The organism is Paucimonas lemoignei, assembly GCF_004342585.1.
Lineage (GTDB): Bacteria > Pseudomonadota > Gammaproteobacteria > Burkholderiales > Burkholderiaceae_D > Paucimonas > Paucimonas lemoignei.
Map to the genome: position 1 here is coordinate 1 of NZ_SLZQ01000012.1, position 17116 is coordinate 17116.

At 59.1% G+C, this 17116-nt stretch carries 16 protein-coding genes; 8 read left to right on the top strand and 8 right to left on the bottom strand.

What is annotated here, in order from left to right; all coding sequences use genetic code 11:
* The coding region (locus EDC30_RS15540) for a type VI secretion system Vgr family protein (RefSeq protein ID WP_165973849.1) at nt 1-769 on the bottom strand (769 nt) is incomplete at its 3' end.
* Nucleotides 770-1071: 302 nt separating this feature from the next.
* On the opposite strand from EDC30_RS15540, the gene typA reads away from it, so the two are divergent.
* Entirely contained in the window at nt 1072-2907 is a 1836-nt protein-coding gene (typA, locus tag EDC30_RS15545) for a translational GTPase TypA (protein WP_132259777.1), read from the top strand.
* A 105-nt stretch (nt 2908-3012) separates the two neighbouring features.
* On the opposite strand, the gene EDC30_RS15550 is transcribed toward typA, so the two are convergent.
* Nucleotides 3013-3492 (bottom strand): SRPBCC family protein, encoded by a 480-nt coding sequence (locus EDC30_RS15550; RefSeq protein ID WP_132259778.1) that lies wholly within the window; start codon nt 3490-3492, stop codon nt 3013-3015.
* A gap of 116 nt (nt 3493-3608) precedes the next feature.
* On the bottom strand, nt 3609-4937 hold the full coding sequence (aptA, locus tag EDC30_RS15555) for an omega-aminotransferase AptA (protein ID WP_132259779.1): 1329 nt from the start codon (nt 4935-4937) through the stop codon (nt 3609-3611).
* 136 nt (nt 4938-5073) lie between these two features.
* On the opposite strand from aptA, the gene dusA reads away from it, so the two are divergent.
* Nucleotides 5074-6078: a tRNA dihydrouridine(20/20a) synthase DusA gene (gene dusA / locus EDC30_RS15560; protein ID WP_132259780.1), complete on the top strand. Its 1005-nt coding sequence runs from the start codon at nt 5074-5076 to the stop codon at nt 6076-6078.
* Between the two features lie 228 nt (nt 6079-6306).
* The gene (locus EDC30_RS15565) at nt 6307-7167 is read left to right on the top strand and encodes an SDR family oxidoreductase (protein ID WP_132259781.1); all 861 of its coding nucleotides are present in this window, start codon (nt 6307-6309) and stop codon (nt 7165-7167) included.
* A gap of 195 nt (nt 7168-7362) precedes the next feature.
* On the opposite strand, the gene EDC30_RS15570 is transcribed toward EDC30_RS15565, so the two are convergent.
* Entirely contained in the window at nt 7363-7926 is a 564-nt protein-coding gene (locus tag EDC30_RS15570) for a hemerythrin domain-containing protein (protein ID WP_132259782.1), read from the bottom strand.
* A 242-nt stretch (nt 7927-8168) separates the two neighbouring features.
* Here EDC30_RS15570 and cls point away from each other — a divergent pair, with 242 nt between their 5' ends.
* Nucleotides 8169-9560, top strand: coding sequence for a cardiolipin synthase (cls, locus tag EDC30_RS15575; RefSeq protein WP_132259783.1), 1392 nt, complete (start codon nt 8169-8171; stop codon nt 9558-9560).
* 25 nt (nt 9561-9585) lie between these two features.
* Here cls and waaF read toward each other — a convergent pair whose 3' ends face one another.
* The 4 genes from waaF to EDC30_RS15595 are packed head-to-tail and all read right to left on the bottom strand — an operon-like array spanning nt 9586 to nt 13441.
* The gene (gene waaF / locus EDC30_RS15580; RefSeq protein WP_132259784.1) at nt 9586-10734 is read right to left on the bottom strand and encodes a lipopolysaccharide heptosyltransferase II; all 1149 of its coding nucleotides are present in this window, start codon (nt 10732-10734) and stop codon (nt 9586-9588) included.
* A complete protein-coding gene (locus tag EDC30_RS15585) occupies nt 10731-11327 on the bottom strand; it encodes a D-glycero-alpha-D-manno-heptose-1,7-bisphosphate 7-phosphatase (RefSeq protein ID WP_207907303.1) in 597 nt (198 codons plus the stop codon). The genes waaF and EDC30_RS15585 overlap by 4 nt, the downstream gene beginning before the upstream one ends.
* A gap of 25 nt (nt 11328-11352) precedes the next feature.
* Nucleotides 11353-12114, bottom strand: a complete 762-nt coding sequence (locus tag EDC30_RS15590) for an SDR family oxidoreductase (protein ID WP_132259872.1) — start codon at nt 12112-12114, stop codon at nt 11353-11355.
* Nucleotides 12115-12151: 37 nt separating this feature from the next.
* The gene (locus tag EDC30_RS15595) at nt 12152-13441 is read right to left on the bottom strand and encodes a glycosyltransferase family 4 protein (protein ID WP_132259786.1); all 1290 of its coding nucleotides are present in this window, start codon (nt 13439-13441) and stop codon (nt 12152-12154) included.
* A 347-nt stretch (nt 13442-13788) separates the two neighbouring features.
* On the opposite strand from EDC30_RS15595, the gene EDC30_RS15600 reads away from it, so the two are divergent.
* The 4 genes from EDC30_RS15600 (at nt 13789) to gmhB (ending at nt 17075) form a co-directional block, all read left to right on the top strand.
* Nucleotides 13789-14280: an outer membrane lipoprotein gene (locus EDC30_RS15600; RefSeq protein ID WP_165973850.1), complete on the top strand. Its 492-nt coding sequence runs from the start codon at nt 13789-13791 to the stop codon at nt 14278-14280.
* 131 nt (nt 14281-14411) lie between these two features.
* Complete coding sequence (locus EDC30_RS15605; protein ID WP_132259788.1) at nt 14412-14993, top strand: SIS domain-containing protein; 582 nt, start codon at nt 14412-14414, stop codon at nt 14991-14993.
* Nucleotides 14994-15014: 21 nt separating this feature from the next.
* Nucleotides 15015-16502 (top strand): bifunctional D-glycero-beta-D-manno-heptose-7-phosphate kinase/D-glycero-beta-D-manno-heptose 1-phosphate adenylyltransferase HldE, encoded by a 1488-nt coding sequence (hldE, locus tag EDC30_RS15610; RefSeq protein ID WP_132259789.1) that lies wholly within the window; start codon nt 15015-15017, stop codon nt 16500-16502.
* Between the two features lie 27 nt (nt 16503-16529).
* Nucleotides 16530-17075, top strand: coding sequence for a D-glycero-beta-D-manno-heptose 1,7-bisphosphate 7-phosphatase (gene gmhB / locus EDC30_RS15615; RefSeq protein WP_132259873.1), 546 nt, complete (start codon nt 16530-16532; stop codon nt 17073-17075).
* The last annotated feature ends 41 nt before the right edge of the window (nt 17076-17116 follow it).

The window sequence follows — 17116 nt, forward strand, 5'->3', positions numbered from 1 at the left end:
CGGGTTGCGACAGGCGTTCACAGCCAAGTTGCTGGATCGTGTCCTGAACTTCGACCGCCGCGTCGCGATGGAAGCGAATGCCGCGCCCGCCATTGGCATGTTGCGATGAATAGTCTTCGGCAAGCGAGGCAACCGAGTCGGCAAACAGCACCAGGCGCTGCCTCGATGGCGCGCCATCGTCCTCGTCTTCCTCGAAATAAAAGCCGATGCCTTCCTCGGTCAGTATGCGCGTCAGGAAGGTATAGTCGGACTCGCGGTACTGGCAGCAATAGCTGCGCGGGCGCAGGTTATCGATGAAGTCTTGCGCTTCGGGCGTAATGCGCCAGTTGTTGCGTGGGGCATCCGCAGACAATACTGTTTCGACGATTTGCAGGACAGAGACATCCTGAAAGACGCGCGATGTGCGGCGTTGCGTGGCCAGCCACAACCAGGGTACGAGCGTTAAGCGGTAGCGCGCCAGTCCGCCATCGGCGCCAAGCTGGGCGACCTCCGACACCCAGCCGCTGCGGCGGCTGCGCGTGCCATCGGCCAGTGTCGTGTAAAGGCTGACTTGCTGTGCGAGCAGGCTTTTGAGTTCGAGGTGGCAATCGGTTGAGAGGCAAGTGACATGCCACTCATACAAGCTCGACAATTCTTCGCGTCCCACCCAGCTTTCAACTAGCAAGGCATCGGCGCCGAGAGGTGTGTCCAGCTCGTACAGGCGCGTGTCGGCGCTGAAAGCGGCAATGCGGTCAATCAGACTGGCTATACCGGGTAGTTGAGCGGACATGGATTGTCTCGGAGATGGGGTTGTATTTTTATCAATTGAAAAGATAAAACAAAATTGCAGTTTTTGCAATTGTTCTGTTAGGGAAGATCTCATTTCCCAATGGAAAGGCGGCCCCAAGCGGAACCTTCCGGGAAACATTGTTGTCTGTGCGCTTGATCCTTTCACCTATCGTCTGCCGCGCCAGACTGTAAGTCCGGCAAGCCATTGAAAAACAAGGCTTTTCTTAATCCTCTGCAGCGCAGCATGCTATAATTTTGGGTTTCCCGAATTTTCGGGCCCGTACATTAACGATCCGAGCGAACATGTCCAACACCAAACGCGCCCTACGCAATATCGCCATCATTGCCCACGTTGACCACGGCAAGACCACTATGGTCGACCAGTTGCTGCGTCAATCCGGCACCTTCCGTGAAAACCAGCAAGTCGATACCCGTGTCATGGATTCCAATGACCTGGAAAAGGAACGCGGCATCACCATCCTGTCGAAGAATTGCGCGGTCGAATACAACGGCACCCACATCAACATCATCGATACCCCGGGCCACGCCGACTTCGGCGGCGAGGTCGAGCGCGTGCTGTCGATGGTGGATTCGGTGCTGCTGCTGGTGGATTCGGTCGAAGGCCCGATGCCGCAGACCCGTTTTGTGACCCGCAAGGCGCTGGCGCTGGGCCTGAAACCGATCGTTGTGATCAACAAGATCGACCGCCCGGGTGCGCGTCCGGACTGGGTCATCAATGCGACGTTCGAATTGTTCGACAAGCTGGGCGCGACCGAAGAGCAGCTGGACTTCCCGGTGGTGTATGCCTCGGGCCTGAACGGTTACGCCGGCTTGACCCCGGACGTGCGCGACGGCGATATGAAGCCCTTGTTCGACGCGGTACTGGAACACGTGCCGGTGCGCGACGATGATCCGGACGGTCCGCTGCAGTTGCAGATTTCCTCGCTCGATTATTCTTCTTACGTCGGCAAGATCGGCATCGGCCGTATCAAGCGCGGCCGCGTGAAAGCGCTGCAGGATGTGGTGGTGATGAACGGCCCGGATTCCACGCCGATCAAGGCACGCATCAACCAGGTATTGAAATTCAAGGGCCTGGAGCGTGAACTGGTCGATGAAGCGCTGGCTGGCGACATCGTGCTGATCAATGGTATCGAGGAAATCGGCATTGGTTCCACCGTGTGTGCGCCGGATACTCCTGATGCGCTGCCAATGCTGACCGTCGACGAGCCGACACTGACCATGAACTTCCTGGTCAATAACTCGCCTCTGGCTGGCCGTGAAGGCAAGTTTGTCACATCCCGCCAGATCCGCGACCGCCTCGAGCGCGAGCTGAAGTCGAACGTGGCGCTGCGCGTGACCGACACCGGCGATGATACGACTTTTGAAGTGGCAGGGCGTGGCGAACTGCACCTGACCATCCTGCTGGAAAACATGCGCCGTGAAGGCTACGAGCTGGCCGTGTCGCGTCCGCGCGTGGTGTTCAAGGAAATCGACGGCGTCAAGTGCGAGCCGTATGAAAACCTGACGGTGGACGTGGAAGACGCCCACCAGGGCGGCGTGATGGAAGAGCTGGGCCGTCGTCGTGGCGACCTGCAGAACATGGAACCGGACGGCAAAGGCCGTGTGCGCCTGGAATACCGTATTCCGGCGCGCGGTCTGATCGGCTTCCAGTCGGAATTCATGACGCTGACCCGCGGCACCGGCCTGATGAGCCACGTGTTCGACGCTTATGCGCCGGTCGATACCAGCAAGGGCGATCTGGCCGGCCGCCGCAACGGCGTGCTGATTTCGCAGGATGATGGCCAGGCGGTCGCCTACGCACTGTGGAAGCTGCAGGACCGCGGCCGCATGTTCGTCGAACACAACACTCCGGTGTACGAAGGCATGATCATCGGCATTCACTCGCGCGACAACGACCTGGTGGTTAACCCGATCAAGGGCAAGCAGTTGACCAACGTGCGTGCTTCCGGTACCGACGAAGCAGTGCGCCTGGTGCCGCCGATCCAGATGAGCCTGGAATACGCAGTCGAATTCATCGAGGACGATGAACTGGTCGAGATCACGCCGAAGAGCATTCGCCTGCGCAAGCGCTTCCTGAAGGAGCATGAGCGCAAGAAGGCTTCGCGCGAAGCCGCATAAGCCTGATTGGCTCCAGATGTAAGAAAGCCCCCGTATTGAAAAATGCGGGGGCTTTATTTTTAAGGCTGATGCCTTGAAGGTCTATTCAACAGATCACCTAACAGCTCAGGTGCGTGGCTGCTGGATGCTGCCCGGCTGGTTTACCTGGCCGCGCCATGCGCCAGTTTCCTGGCCGCGCGATTCGATGAATTCCTTGAAGCGTTCCAGATCGCCTTCGACACGCCGCGTGAAGACACCCATGGCATTGCCGACATTTTCCACCACGCCTTCCGGCTCGTAATCCATCTGCAGCATGATACGGGTAGTGTTGTCGTCAATTCGATGGAAGGTGACCACGCCGCCATTGGGGGCGCCGCTGGTGCTGCGCCAGGCAATACGCTTGTCTGGAATTTGCTCCGTGATCTGGGCATCCCATTCCTTGTCTTTGCCAGCAATTTCGGCATGCCAATGCAGGTGCGTGTCATCCAGCTGCCGGACTTCCTTGACCCCTTCCATGAATTTCGGGAAGTCTTCGAACTGGGTCCATTGATTGTATGCCGTGTTGACTGGAACATTAACTTCACAAGATTTTTCCACTGTTTCCATTCTTCATCCTCCGTTGATTGGCGATACGACTGGGAATCAGGTAGACAATGTAAATCAAGGGAAGTTTGAGCAATCAGGCAATTAAAATTGGCAACAGTTCTGTGGTGATGGAAAGGTCATATATTTCGCAGCACGTCTCCCAAGCCTTCGAATAATTGCTCGATTTGCGCGCGATTGATAATCAGGGGCGGCGATAGGGCAATGATGTCGCCGGTTGTGCGGATCAGGATATTCTTCTCCCAAAAGCATTTCAGGAAAATATCGAAAGCTCTCGTCGTCGGTTTGCCCGGGATGCTTTCCAGTTCGATGCCGCATACCAGTCCGAGATTGCGAATGTCTTTCACATAGGGCAGTCCCTTGAGGCTGTGCGCGGCTTCTTCAAACAGTGGCGCCATCGTCGCCGCCTGCGTGAACAAGCCTTCGCTGGTATAGACATCGATCGCGGCGATCGCCGCTGCGGCGGCCAGCGGATGCGCGGTATAGGTATAGCCGTGAAAGAATTCAATGGCATTCTCTGGTGCGGCGTCCATGAATGCATCGTGAATGTCCTGGCGCACCAGCACGGCGCCCATCGGCACGGCGGCATTGGTCAAGCCTTTGGCGCAGGTGATCATGTCGGGCACGACGCCGAAATAGTCCGCGCCGAACGCCGTGCCAAGGCGGCCGAATCCGGTAATGACCTCATCAAAGATCAGCAGGATGCCGTAGTTGTCGCAGATCGTGCGTAGCTTCTGCAGGTAGCCGACAGGCGGCAGGATCACGCCGGTCGAACCCTGGATCGGCTCGACGATGACGGCTGCCACGGTGGAAGGGTCGTGCAGAGACAGCAGGCGCGTGTCCAGTTCATCGGCCAGTTCGGCGCCTTGCTGCGGCAGGCCGCGCGTAAAGGCATTGCGCGCCATATCCAGCGGGTGGCGCAAGTGGTCCACCGCTGCCAGGGCCGAGCCGAAATGCTTGCGATTGCCGGCAATGCCGCCGACCGAGATGCCGCCGAAGCCGACGCCATGATAGGCACGTTCGCGACCGATCAGGCGATGACGCAGGCCGTCGCCGCGCACACGATGGTAAGCAAGGGCAATCTTCAGGGCGGTATCGACCGCTTCGGAACCGTCATTGCAGAAAAAGACGCGGTTCAACCCGGCGGGAGCAATGCTGGCCAGTGCGCTGGCAGCTTCAAAAGCCTGCGGATGGCCCATCTGGAATGCCGGAGCATAATCGAGTTCGCCCGCCTGGCGCCGGATTGCTTCGGTAATTTTGGGATGACAGTGGCCGGCATTGACGCACCAGAGACCGGCCGTGCCGTCGAGAATCTGGCGTCCGTCATCGGTGTAGTAATACATGCCGGAAGCGGAAACCAGCATGCGCGGATTGCTCTTGAATTGCCGATTGGCTGTAAAGGGCATCCAAAAATGACTGGTATCGCGTGCTTGGGGCGTATCGGGCATGGCACAGGCCTCCATCGATTCGTGGTCAATATCGCCATCATAGTACGTCGGCCGGCGAGCCGGTTGGACGAATTTTCCGTATACTTCGAGCTTTGCTGCATTTACTGTCGCAGCTGCAATCCTTTCAATAGCAGAAATGACCAAAACTCTCCCGTCCCGCCGTTTATCGGTTGCGCCGATGATGGACTGGACCGATCGCCATTGCCGCGTGTTTCATCGCCAGATTACGCGCCATACCTGGCTGTACACCGAGATGGTGACGACCGGCGCACTGATTTATGGAGATGTCGAGCGCCATCTTCATTACAACGAGGCGGAGCATCCGCTCGCTTTGCAGCTCGGCGGCAGCGAGCCGGACGATCTGGCGAAATGCGCAAAGCTGGGCGAGCAGTGGGGATACGATGAAATCAACCTCAATTGCGGCTGTCCTTCGGAACGGGTGCAGAAGGGCGCTTTCGGCGCTTGCCTGATGAATGAAGCTTCTCTGGTGGCGGATTGCGTCAAGGCCATGCGCGACGCGGTGTCGATCGATGTCACGGTCAAGCATCGCATCGGCATTGATGACGTGTCTTCTTATGACTTCGTGCGCGATTTTGTCGGCACGATCGCGCAGGCGGGATGCCGCACGTTCATCGTGCATGCGCGTAATGCGATTCTGAAAGGCTTGAGCCCGAAGGAAAACCGTGAGATTCCGCCGCTGAAGTATGACTATGCCTATCGGTTGAAGCAGGATTTTCCCGAGCTGGAAATCCTGATCAATGGCGGCATCAAGACGATCGAGGAAATCGATACGCACTTGCAGCACGTCGATGGCGTGATGCTCGGGCGCGAGGCTTACCACAATCCTTATGTGATGGCGTCTTTCGATGCGCGCTACTATGGCGATTCCGCGCCGATAAAGTCCCGCGCGGAAATCGTGCTAGCCATGCTGCCCTACATTCGGGATCAGCTGGATCGCTTTGGCGCCAATGGAAGCGGGTTGCGCATGAATAGCATCACGCGTCACATGCTCGGCTTGATGACTGGCGTGCCGGGGGCGCGTCAATTCCGTCAGACTTTGTCCGATTCGAAGCGGCTGGCGACGGGCGATCCACGTTTGCTGCTGGACGCGATTGACCGCATGCCTGCGCTGGCGGCGTAGGCTGGTGCGGGGGATCTGTTTAATGTGTAACCTGGATTCCCTGGAGTTGTAACGCTTGGTCTGGCGTCAGCACAGGTCTCAAATCCAATTGCCAAACCAAGGTCCTGCGCCCGAGCCCCGACTCTCGAGCCATGAGCCCGAAGCCCAAGACAGCCTGTTGCCCCCATTTGCCATTGGCATGGAAGCTGCTGCTTATCCGGCATGTTCATTCACCCATAAGGAATGCCCATGGCGCAGCAAAAACCTTCTCTCCCTCCGCAACACCAGGATCGACAGCCCGGACTGGAACAGCCGATGCAGCCGGGGCCGGCATCTTCCATGGAAAACTATGTCGGCAGTGACAAGCTGAAAGACAAAGTGGCATTGATCAGCGGCGGCGACAGCGGCATCGGCAAGGCGGTGGCGATTGCCTTCGCCAAAGAAGGCGCGCACATTGCCATTGCCTATCTAGACGAGCATGACGATGCCGAGGAAACGCGGCAGAAGATCATGGATTGCGGGCGAGAGTGCATCACGATGGCAGGCGATATCGGCGATCCGGCCTTTTGCGAGCGCATCGTCCGTGACACCGTGGCGAAATTCGGCAAGCTCGATATCGTCGTCAACAATGCGGCAGAACAGCACCAGCAGGGCAGCATCGAAGATATCAGTGTCGAGCAGCTCGAGCGCACCTTCCGCACCAATATCTTTTCGATGTTCTATGTCGTCAAGGCGGCGCTGCCTCATCTGAAGGAGGGCGCTCGTATCATCAATACCACCTCCGTGACTGCCTATCGCGGCACCAATCATCTGCTCGACTATGGTTCCACCAAGGGCGCCATCGTGGCCTTCACGCGTTCGCTGGCGCTGCAGCTGGTCAAGCGCGGCATTCACGTCAACGCCGTGGCGCCGGGGCCGATCTGGACACCGCTGATTCCTGCCAGCTTCACCGATGAACAAGTGGCGAAATTTGGCCAGGACACGCCGCTGGAACGACCGGGGCAGCCGGACGAAGTGGCGCCCAGTTATGTCTTCCTTGCCAGCGAAGGAGCGTCCTACATGACGGGTCAGGTCCTGCATCCGAATGGCGGCGAGATCATTAACGGCTGACGGGTAAAGTGGTTGAGAGAGCTGATATCTGACTTGGCCATCGATACGAGTCCATACGTATAAGCATGGGGTGAGAAAGCGGTTGAATGAATCGTGGCAGGCAGTCCTGGCCGATTGAACTATCTCTCGGAATAGCCTGAAAAGCCGCAAAAAAGAAGCGCCGCGATTATCGGCGCTTCTTTACGCGCACGACCTTCAATGGGCACGCGGATGACGAGCCGCCTTCCCGGATGATTTTTTCTCGCCGATCTGCGCATCCTGCATCATTTCTTCATCGATATCCATGCCGAATTCGGCCATCAATTCCTTCTTGCGGTCGAACATGTCGGCGCCAATCGTATCGAGATCCAGCTTGGCTTTTTTCGCCCGAGCGAAGATTTCCTTTTCCTCTTCCTCGACATGGTGCCTGACATATTCGCCGAGCACCGTGAATTTGGCATCGTAGAGGTCTTCGTCCGGTTCCATCGATTCGAGGTCGGCGATCAGTTGCTTGGCCATGTCGTGCTCGACCTGCGCCTCGTTGAGAAGGTCCTGTTCATCCACGACATCGCGCAAGGCGGGGTAGAACAGTTCTTCTTCAATCTCGGCGTGGACCGTCAACTGGTTGCATACTCTCTCCACCAATTCTCGCCTGGCATCCTCGTCTTCCTTATCCATTTTTTCGAATTCCGCGAATAGCTGCAGAACGTGCTTGTGGTCTGCTTTCAGCAGTTCAAGCGCATCGTGCGATTGGGAAGTGGCGCTGGATTTTTTAGCCATGAGATTCTCCTTGAAGCGGCAAAGCCATTTTCCGTGCAAAGCATGTGCCACGCATATTTATTTGTGCCGTGATTTCAATGATTACTGCCCTGTGCTTGGTGAGTGACAGTAATCCAGGAAAAATTTACCGAAGTGCAGATAATTTTTACAGCGACATGAATCGGAAGTAATGAATTCCGTCACATGTTGTGAGCACGAAAATTGCTAAGGAATATTCAGGTTGCGTAAAAACATTGAATCTCATGAAGCTTAACGAGCGTTACAGTTTTTCTCTCCTTCTTTCCGCAACTTTGCTCGCGATGCTGGCGGCTTGCGCAAGCCTGCCCGAACTCGCGTCACTCGGTCAGCCTGGAGTGCGCGGCACCACGCCGCCGGTCGTCGGGCAGCGTGGCGTGCTGTCGCCGCAACGCAGCGCAGAAATTATCCGGCGGCTGCAGCTTCAGCAGGAAGGCAAGACGGACCTGCTGAAGCGTCACCTTGATTTCATGCAATCGATTAGCCCGGAACCGCTCTGGACCGGCAATGCCGTGAACCTGCTGGTGGACGGTTCCGCGACCTATCGCGCCATGTTCGATGCCATTCGCAGCGCCAGGGACCATGTCAATCTGGAGACTTACATTTTTGACGAAGAGGGCGTCGGCGAAAAATTGGGAAGGCTGCTGGCGGAAAAACAGCGCCAGGGAGTGCAAGTCAACGTGATGTACGACAGCCTCGGCAGCCTGTCGACCCGGCCGGCATTCTTTCAGCAATTACGCCAAGCCGGCATCAATGTCTGCGAATTCAATCCGCTGAATCCCTTGCGCGGCAATCCCTTTACTCTGAATAACCGTGACCATCGCAAGCTGCTCATCGTCGACGGCGAGCTTGGTTATACCGGGGGAATCAATATCAGCAGCGTGTATTCCAGCAGTTCGGCGGTGAGGAAGAAGCGAACCGGCGCTCCGCAACCTTGGCGGGATACGCAGATCGAGGTGCGCGGCCCGGCAGTCAAGGCATTCCAGGACTTGTTCATCGATAGCTGGCGGCGTCAGGGGTGCGACACGCTGGCTGAAAAAAAATACTATCCCCGCATTGAGCGTCGCGGCGATACGGTCTTGCGGATTCTGGGAAGCACGCCCGGCGATGATATCAACCTGATCTACGTCGAGCTGCTATCGGCCATTGCCCATGCGGAAAAGACTATTTACATTACCTCCGCCTATTTCGTGCCGGATCGCCAGACCGTGGAAGCGCTGAAGGACGCAGTGCGCCGGGGCGTGGATGTGCAGCTGGTGCTGCCGGGCGTCAGCGATGTCTGGATCTCCCAGTACGCCGGCCGTTCCTACTACGAGGAATTGCTTGCGGCCGGCGTGCGCATATATGAGCGCAGGGATGCGCTGCTGCATGCCAAGACGGCGGTAGTCGATGGCGTGTGGTCCACCGTCGGGTCGAGCAACATCGACTTCCGCAGCTTCCTGCATAACGATGAAGTCAATGCCATCGTGCTGGGCAAGGAATTTGGCGGACAAATGGAGAGCATGTTCGCGGATGATGTAGCGGCATCGGTCAATATCGACACCGCCGCCTGGGATAAGCGCGGATTGGGGGAACGCGTCCGCGAGAGCCTGGCGCGCATGTGGGCTTATTTCCTGTAAGGCGCCACCGTCAGCGGCGCGCAGCTCAGGCGGGCAGGGATTGCGCCAGGGGCGGGCTGTCCTGCATATCCTGCGGCAGCGTCATCGGGTCGTCGCGCAACAGTTCGAGCGCGGCATTGACCACGCGCGCCGGTTCGACATCGCTAAGGCAGCGGTGATGCCCTTGCGGGCAAACGCTCTTGTAGCAAAACCGGCAAGGCACATCCTGGTACAGCACGCGGTTCGGCGTCTTCCAGGGCGTGTGCTGCGGATTGGTCAGGGCATACAGGTCCACGACAGGCTTGCCGAGCGCCGCTGCCAGATGGGCCGGCCCGGTGTTGTTGGTGATGAGGAGCGAGGCTTGGGACATGATGGCGGCAAGCTGACCGAGCGTGGCTTTGCCGGCGAAGTTGTGAGCGCGCGCGCCGGGGCGCAGGCTGCGCACATGCTCGATGATGCCGGCAACCAGCGCCGCTTCTCCTACGCTGCCGGAAAAGACGAGATTGCATGAGAGTCGCCGGCTCAATTCTGCTGCGGCATGAGCCCAGTGTTCGGCCGGGTAGCGGCGTGATTGCGCCGTGCTGCCGGGATGGAGCAGAATCCAGGGCTGGCTGCGGTCGATATCGCGCGCCTCCAGTTGCGCGCTTGCCCAGATGAGGTCGTCAGGATGCAGCGCGAAGGACAGGCGCTCATTGCCTGTCTGCGCGCCGACAGCGGCGACCAGGTCAAGCTGGCGTCTGACTTCATGGCGGATGGCTTGCCGCGGTTCCGGGTCCGGAATCCAGTCAGTCAGGAGCTGATAGGGGTTCTCGCGGCAATGCGCCAGGCGCAGGGGAATGCCTGCCAGCATGCACAGCATGGCGGCCGGCAGGGGACTTTGGCTGTATGTCGTGAAAATGATCGCGGCATCGAACCGACGCTCGCGCAGCAGCGTGATCATGTCGATGTCATCAGCGACATCGTGCGGCGTGCTGCTCTTCATCCACGGCGCGGCGTATTCGATGGTGTCGTCGACCTCCGGAATATGGCGGGAAACGATGGCGCCTGCAGGCGCGGCCAGCAAGGTGAGGCGACATCCGGCAAAGGATTCCTTGAGAGCACGGAGCGCAGGCGTCGCCATCAGCACATCGCCAATATGATCGAGCCGAATGCAGAGGATGTTTCTTGCTGTGTTCCAGGCTGAAGTCTGGGTCATATCTCGGCGTCGCTATGGACTTTCATTGAAGATCTGGCTTGCTCGCACTGGCAAATCATCGTTGCTGCCGCATGCAGGTCGGGCGCCACCAGGTGAGGGCGCCGCATGTCCGACCAGAGCCATTCCGTTTCATTGCCATTGTCGATCAGGACGGTCTTGCAGCCGGCGCGCCGTCCGCATTCCACATCATTGAGAATGTCGCCGATCATCCATGAGGCCGACAGGTCGATGCCATGTGTTTCGGCCGCATGCAGGAGCATGCCGGGCAAGGGCTTTCTGCATTCGCATTCGATTGCATATTTCGGCACCACGCCGTCCGGGCTATGCGGGCAATAATAATAGCCATCCGGCGCCACGTCCTGGCAATCGAGCACACGGTGAAGATGGTCGAACAGCGGCATGAGCTCCGACTCGTCAAAATAACCGCGTGCCACGCCCGGCTGGTTGGTCACCACGAACAGCCTGAACCCTTGCCGGCGCAGCAGGCGCAAGCACGCTACCGCGCCGCTGCTGAGGCAAACGCGGGCCGGATCGACGTTATAGGGCACGTCGTCGACCAGCGTGCCATCCTTGTCAATGAATACCGCGCGCATGATTATTCGGCACCCATTCGAAAAATCACGGCCATGACGACTCTTTCATCGGCAACACCATGATCTCGGGTATCACGGTTTCCGCCGGCAATTGCAAGACTGAAAGCACCGCCTCCGCGACATTGCGCGGGTCCTGCAGCGTCGAGATATCGATATCCGGGAAACGGTCGAGCAGGAAGGGCGTGCGCATGCCGCCGGCGATGACTGCGGTAACCTTGATATTGTGCGGACGTAGCTCGGCGTGCAGCGCATGCGACAGCCCCAGCACGCCCCACTTGCTGGCGTGGTAGGCCGACGCGTTCGGCCAGGCCCGGCGTGCGGCGGTAGAGGCGATGTTGACGATGGCGCCGCCTTTTTGCTCGCGCATGTGGCGGGCGGCGTATTTCGACATCAGGAATGGGCCGTACAGATTCGTATGGATGACCCTGTCCCAGTCGCCGTATTCGAGTTCATCGATGGAGCAGGTGATATCGGTGCCGGCATTATTGATCAGGACATCGAGACGGCCGCAGGCGCTGATCGCGTTGTCGATCGCCTGCCTGGCGCTCTCCGGGTCGCCGACGTCGCAGGCCATCGCGTGGACCTGCGCGCCTTCTTCGCGCAGCAGGCCTGCGATTCGTTCGGCGTTTTCTTGGCGGATGTCGCCGACGACGACTGTCGCACCGGCGCCCGTCAGTACCTGGCACAGCGCTGCGCCGAGTCCGCTGCCGCCGCCGGTGACGAAGACATTCTTTCCAGCGAGGGAACCGCTGCGCGCAGAGCCTTGGGCCGATGCAGCCGATGACAAGGTATCCAATCTATCCTCCTGAATGGTGAATACAGACTTACAGAGAATTCTGCATGGCGTTGTGATCGGTTGCCTGCAATGGAATCAGGTAAGCCGGGGTGTCGCTGAGGGCTTCCTCATAGACGCTGAGCAGTTGCGCGGCAACGTTGCGCCACGTGTAGAGCTGATAGGCGCGCCGCATGCCGGCCCAGCCGAGACGCTGGGCGAGCCGTGGATGGCGATATAGCCAGGCCAGGCGTTCCGCCAACGCCTTGGGCGCGTTGGGCGGCACCAGGTAGCCGGTGACGCCATCGACGACGGTATGCTTGATGCCGCCGACCGCCGAGCCGATAACCGGCGTGCCGCACGCCATCGCCTCGATCGGCGTGATGCCGAAGGGTTCATACCAGGGCGTGGTGACAAAGACATTCGCTGCGCTATAGTAATAGCGCAGCACTGAGCGCGGGCGCTGGCCGGTGAACTGGACCTGTTGCGAAATGCCGAGCGATTGTGCCAGTTGCATCAGCTTGCCGATTTCTGCCGTGGCTTGCGGATCGGGCTCGGCCGTGTTGCCGCCGACAATGAGCAGGCGGGCGCAAATGCCGTACTCCGATTTCATGGCGGCCAGTGCGCGTACTACATTATCGACCCCCTTGCGCGGCACCATGCGCCCGAGCTGCAGCACGATGAACTCGTCCGGATCCAGTCCAAGCTCGGCGCGCGCGTTGACGCTTACCCGGGAAAGCTCTTCGGGGTCGAAACCGCAAGGCACGATATCGATGCTTGCACCGTCGGCACCGTAAAGCTGTTCCATGTCTTCCAGGTCTTGCGGGCATTCCGCTATGACGCGGTCCGCTTCCTGCATCAGTTGCGCTTCGACGGCAAACCGCTGATCCGGAAAGCCATCGGCCTGGCCCTGGCACTGGCGCCGTACCAGCCCGAGCGCATGGAAGGTAATCACAAACGGCAGGCCGAGCCGGCGCTTGAGTTCGGCGGCCACCATGCCCGACATGAAAAAGTTGGCATGCACGAGGTCGTAATCGATGTTCTCGACACGGATGAAATCGATCATGCGCTCGGCGAATTCGCCCATGTAGGGCAACATGGCTTCCTTGGGGATAAAGCAGGCGGGTCCCGCCGGAACATGGATAACCCTTACGCCCGGATGCCAATCCACGACGATGGGCTGGTCAGGGTCGTCGCGTCGCGTGAACACATCGACCTGGATGCCGAGCGCCGCCAACTGCCTGGCAACATGCGCCACATAGACATTTTGCCCGCCGCTATCAATGCTGCCGATCGTGGCCAGTGGGGATGCATGCTCGCTGATGAGGGCAAGATTTCTCATGGTGACAGTAGCGCTGGTGCGTGCGTATGTTAGGAATGCAACGGTTAAAGCAAAGGCTATACCTAATGCGGCCAAGCGCATGCGACTGACAACAAGAGTTGGCTAAAAATCGGCGCTTCTCATCATTTACATGGTCGGCGCGCGTTTCTGTCGGAAGAAATGAATGGAGCGTGATTTAGTACACATGGGTAATTCATACCGGGTAAGGTAAAAAATTCTCTTTGCCGCCTTCTGCAATGCAGGAATCGCGCGACAATTTCGGTGATTTTTATATCTTAGGAAACTGGCATGAATACTGCGTCGACATGATCGCTGTATGGGTATGCATAACGACTCAGGAGATAAACATGATTAAGAGAAAATTGTCAGCCTTGGCCAGTAGTGTCATGCTGGTTTTCCTTGTTGCATGCAGTACAAACTCATCCACCTATCCACGTACGTCAACCTATCCGGGAACGACCAACTATCCTGCTGCAAGCCAGTCGGCGACTCTCGCATCCGGCTACGGCGTCGTGCAAGCCATCGACATGGTGCCGCGTGAAAATGCGGGTAGTGGCATCGGCATCGGCACGGTCGCCGGCGCTGTCGTCGGTGGCGTACTCGGCAATCAGGTCGGCAGCGGCACGGGCAGAACCGCGGCGACGGTAGCCGGTGTAGCCGGTGGCGCGCTGGCCGGTCATGCCATCGAAAACCGGACCCAGGGCCAGGCGGCGCAGGTATATCGCGTTACCTTGCGCATGGACGATGGCACGATTCAAACCCTGGTGCAGGAATCCACGCCGAGCTTGCGCATTGGCGATCGGGTTCGAATCAGCAATGGTGTGATCGAGCGCATGTAACCGGCGCGGCGGCATGGTGATCGCGCCGCCAGCCTGTTATGTTGATGGTCCCCGGCCGCTTTGGCGAAGGGCGGCCGGGGATTTATTGCCAATGCAAGTCATTGCGAGTCAATGCGAACAAGAGGTGCCTTATGACGGTTGAAGTGGTAAGACACTCCTTGCAGGAAGCACATGCGGCGTTGGAAAGCCTGCTTGCCAATGAACGGACGCTGCGCGATATCGACCAGGCGGCCAATGCCCTGGCGGCATCGCTGCGCGCGGGCGGCAAGGTCATGTCGTGCGGGAATGGCGGATCGATGTGCGATGCCATTCATTTCGCCGAAGAGCTTTCCGGCCGCTTTCGTCGAAACCGCAAGGCACTGGCGGCGGTCTCCATCAGCGATCCCGCGCACATGACCTGCGTCGCCAACGACTTCGGCTACGAATTCGTCTTCTCCCGCTTCGTCGAAGCGCACGGCAAGCCGCACGATTGCCTGCTGGCGATCAGCACCAGCGGCACCAGCCCATCCATACTCAATGCCGCCGTGGCCGCACGGGAGCAGGACGTGACGGTGATCGGCCTGACCGGCAAGCCGGAAAGCAGCCTGGCCGAGCTGGCCGATATCTGCATCGCCACGCCGGTCGGGATGTTTTCCGACCGTGTGCAGGAATTGCACATCAAGGTTTTGCACATTCTGGTCGAGCTCGTGGAACTGAAGCTGGAACTGGCATAGGTAACCTAGGAAAGGAAACGCATGGCAGTGCAGGATTTGAGCGCATCGCTGGGCTTGCATTTCGGGCGCGTGCTCGTGGTCGGCGATGTGATGCTGGACCGTTACTGGTTCGGCGGCACGGCGCGGATTTCGCCGGAAGCGCCGGTGCCGGTCGTGAATGTCGATCGCGACGACCTGCGCCCGGGCGGCGCGGCCAACGTCGCCGTCAATGCCGCCAGCCTTGGCGCGAGGGTTACGCTGCTTGGCGTGGTAGGAAAGGATGACCAGGCCAGGCTGCTGCAGGAGCTGACCGCCAAGCAGGGCGTGGCGACTGACTTTGTCGTGTCGGACGCGAGCCCGACCATCACCAAGCTTCGCATTGTCTCGCGCAATCAGCAGTTGCTACGACTCGACTTCGAGAATTCGCCGCTGGCTTCGGATGAACAGGACAAGGCCGAACTGATGGACAGGTATCGGCGCGCGCTTCCCAACATGGACACGGTCATCCTGTCAGACTACGGCAAGGGAACCTTGAATATGGCGGCCGAGCTGATCGAAGCGGCCCGCGCCGCCGGAAAGCCGGTGCTGGTCGACCCCAAGGGCACGGACTACCGGCGCTATGCCGGCGCGACCATGATCACGCCGAACCTGTCCGAATTCGAAGCGGTGGCCGGACGCTGCGCGGATGAAAGCGACCTGGTGCGCAAGGGCATCGCATTGCGCGACGATCTTGATCTCGGCGCTTTGCTCATCACGCGTAGCGAGCATGGCATGACGCTCCTGCTTCCGGACAGGTCGCCATTGCATTTGCCGGCCAGGGCGCGCGAAGTGTTCGACGTCACCGGCGCCGGCGATACCGTGATCGCCACGGTCGGCACGGCGCTGGCATCCGGCAAGGACTTGGTATCCGCCTGCATGCTCGGCAATCTGGCAGCCGGCATCGTCGTCGGCAAGTTCGGCACCGCGACGGTGTCCGCCGCCGAACTGGAATATTCCCTGAACATCGGCGAGGGATGCGCCGCTTCCGTGCTATCCGAACAGGAATTGCTGATGCGTGTCGGCAGCGCCAAGGCCAGCGGAAAGCGCATCGTGTTTACCAATGGATGCTTTGACATTCTCCACGTCGGCCACCTGCGCTATCTCGAGGCGGCGCGGCGCTTGGGCGACGTGCTGATCGTCGCCGTGAATGACGATGATTCGGTGTCGCGTCTGAAAGGGCCGTCGCGGCCGGTCAATCGCTGCGAAGACCGCATGAATTTACTGGCTGGCATGAAATGCGTCGACTGGGTAGTCAGGTTTGCCGAGGATACGCCGGAGCGCTTGATCCGCAAGGTCTTGCCCAACGTGCTGGTGAAGGGCGGCGATTACGCGGTCGAAGACATCGTCGGCTACGACACCGTGCAATCGTATGGCGGCAAAGTCGTGGCGCTTGATTTCCACGAGGGCTATTCGACGACCCGGGTGATCGAGCATGCGAGCCTGCTGCAAGACAGCCACAAGATGCAGGCCGGCAGCAGCCTGCGCCAGTAAGGCGATGGGAATTTGCGAGTGAATATGATGAAACTGGTGATCCTCGACCGCGACGGCGTCATCAACCACGACTCCGATGCCTTCATCAAGTCTCCAGAAGAATGGCTGCCGATAACCGGCTCGCTGGAAGCCATCGCGCGGCTGAACCAGGCGGGCTATCACGTCATCGTCGCCAGCAATCAGTCCGGCATTGCGCGCGGCTTGTTCGATCATGTCACGCTCGATGCGATCCACGCAAAGTTACATGCGATGGCGGAAAGCGTCGGCGCACGTATCGACAACATCCTGTTTTGCCCGCACGGGCCGGATGATGCCTGTCTATGCCGCAAGCCGAAGTCCGGCATGTTTCAACAGATCGCGCAGACTTATGGGGAGTCATTGGCAGGCGTTCCGGCCGTAGGCGATTCGCTGCGCGATTTGCAGGCAGGCGTGGCTGAAGGCTGTACGCCTTATCTTGTGCTGACAGGGAAGGGGAAAACGACGCAAGCCAAGGGCGGTCTGCCGCCCCATACCGTGGTGTGTGCCGACCTGGCGGAGGCGGTCGATCATATCCTGGCGATGCAGCCGGCATAGGCGAAAAGCGCCGCTTAACGGTAAAGTGCTTTTATTCGGCC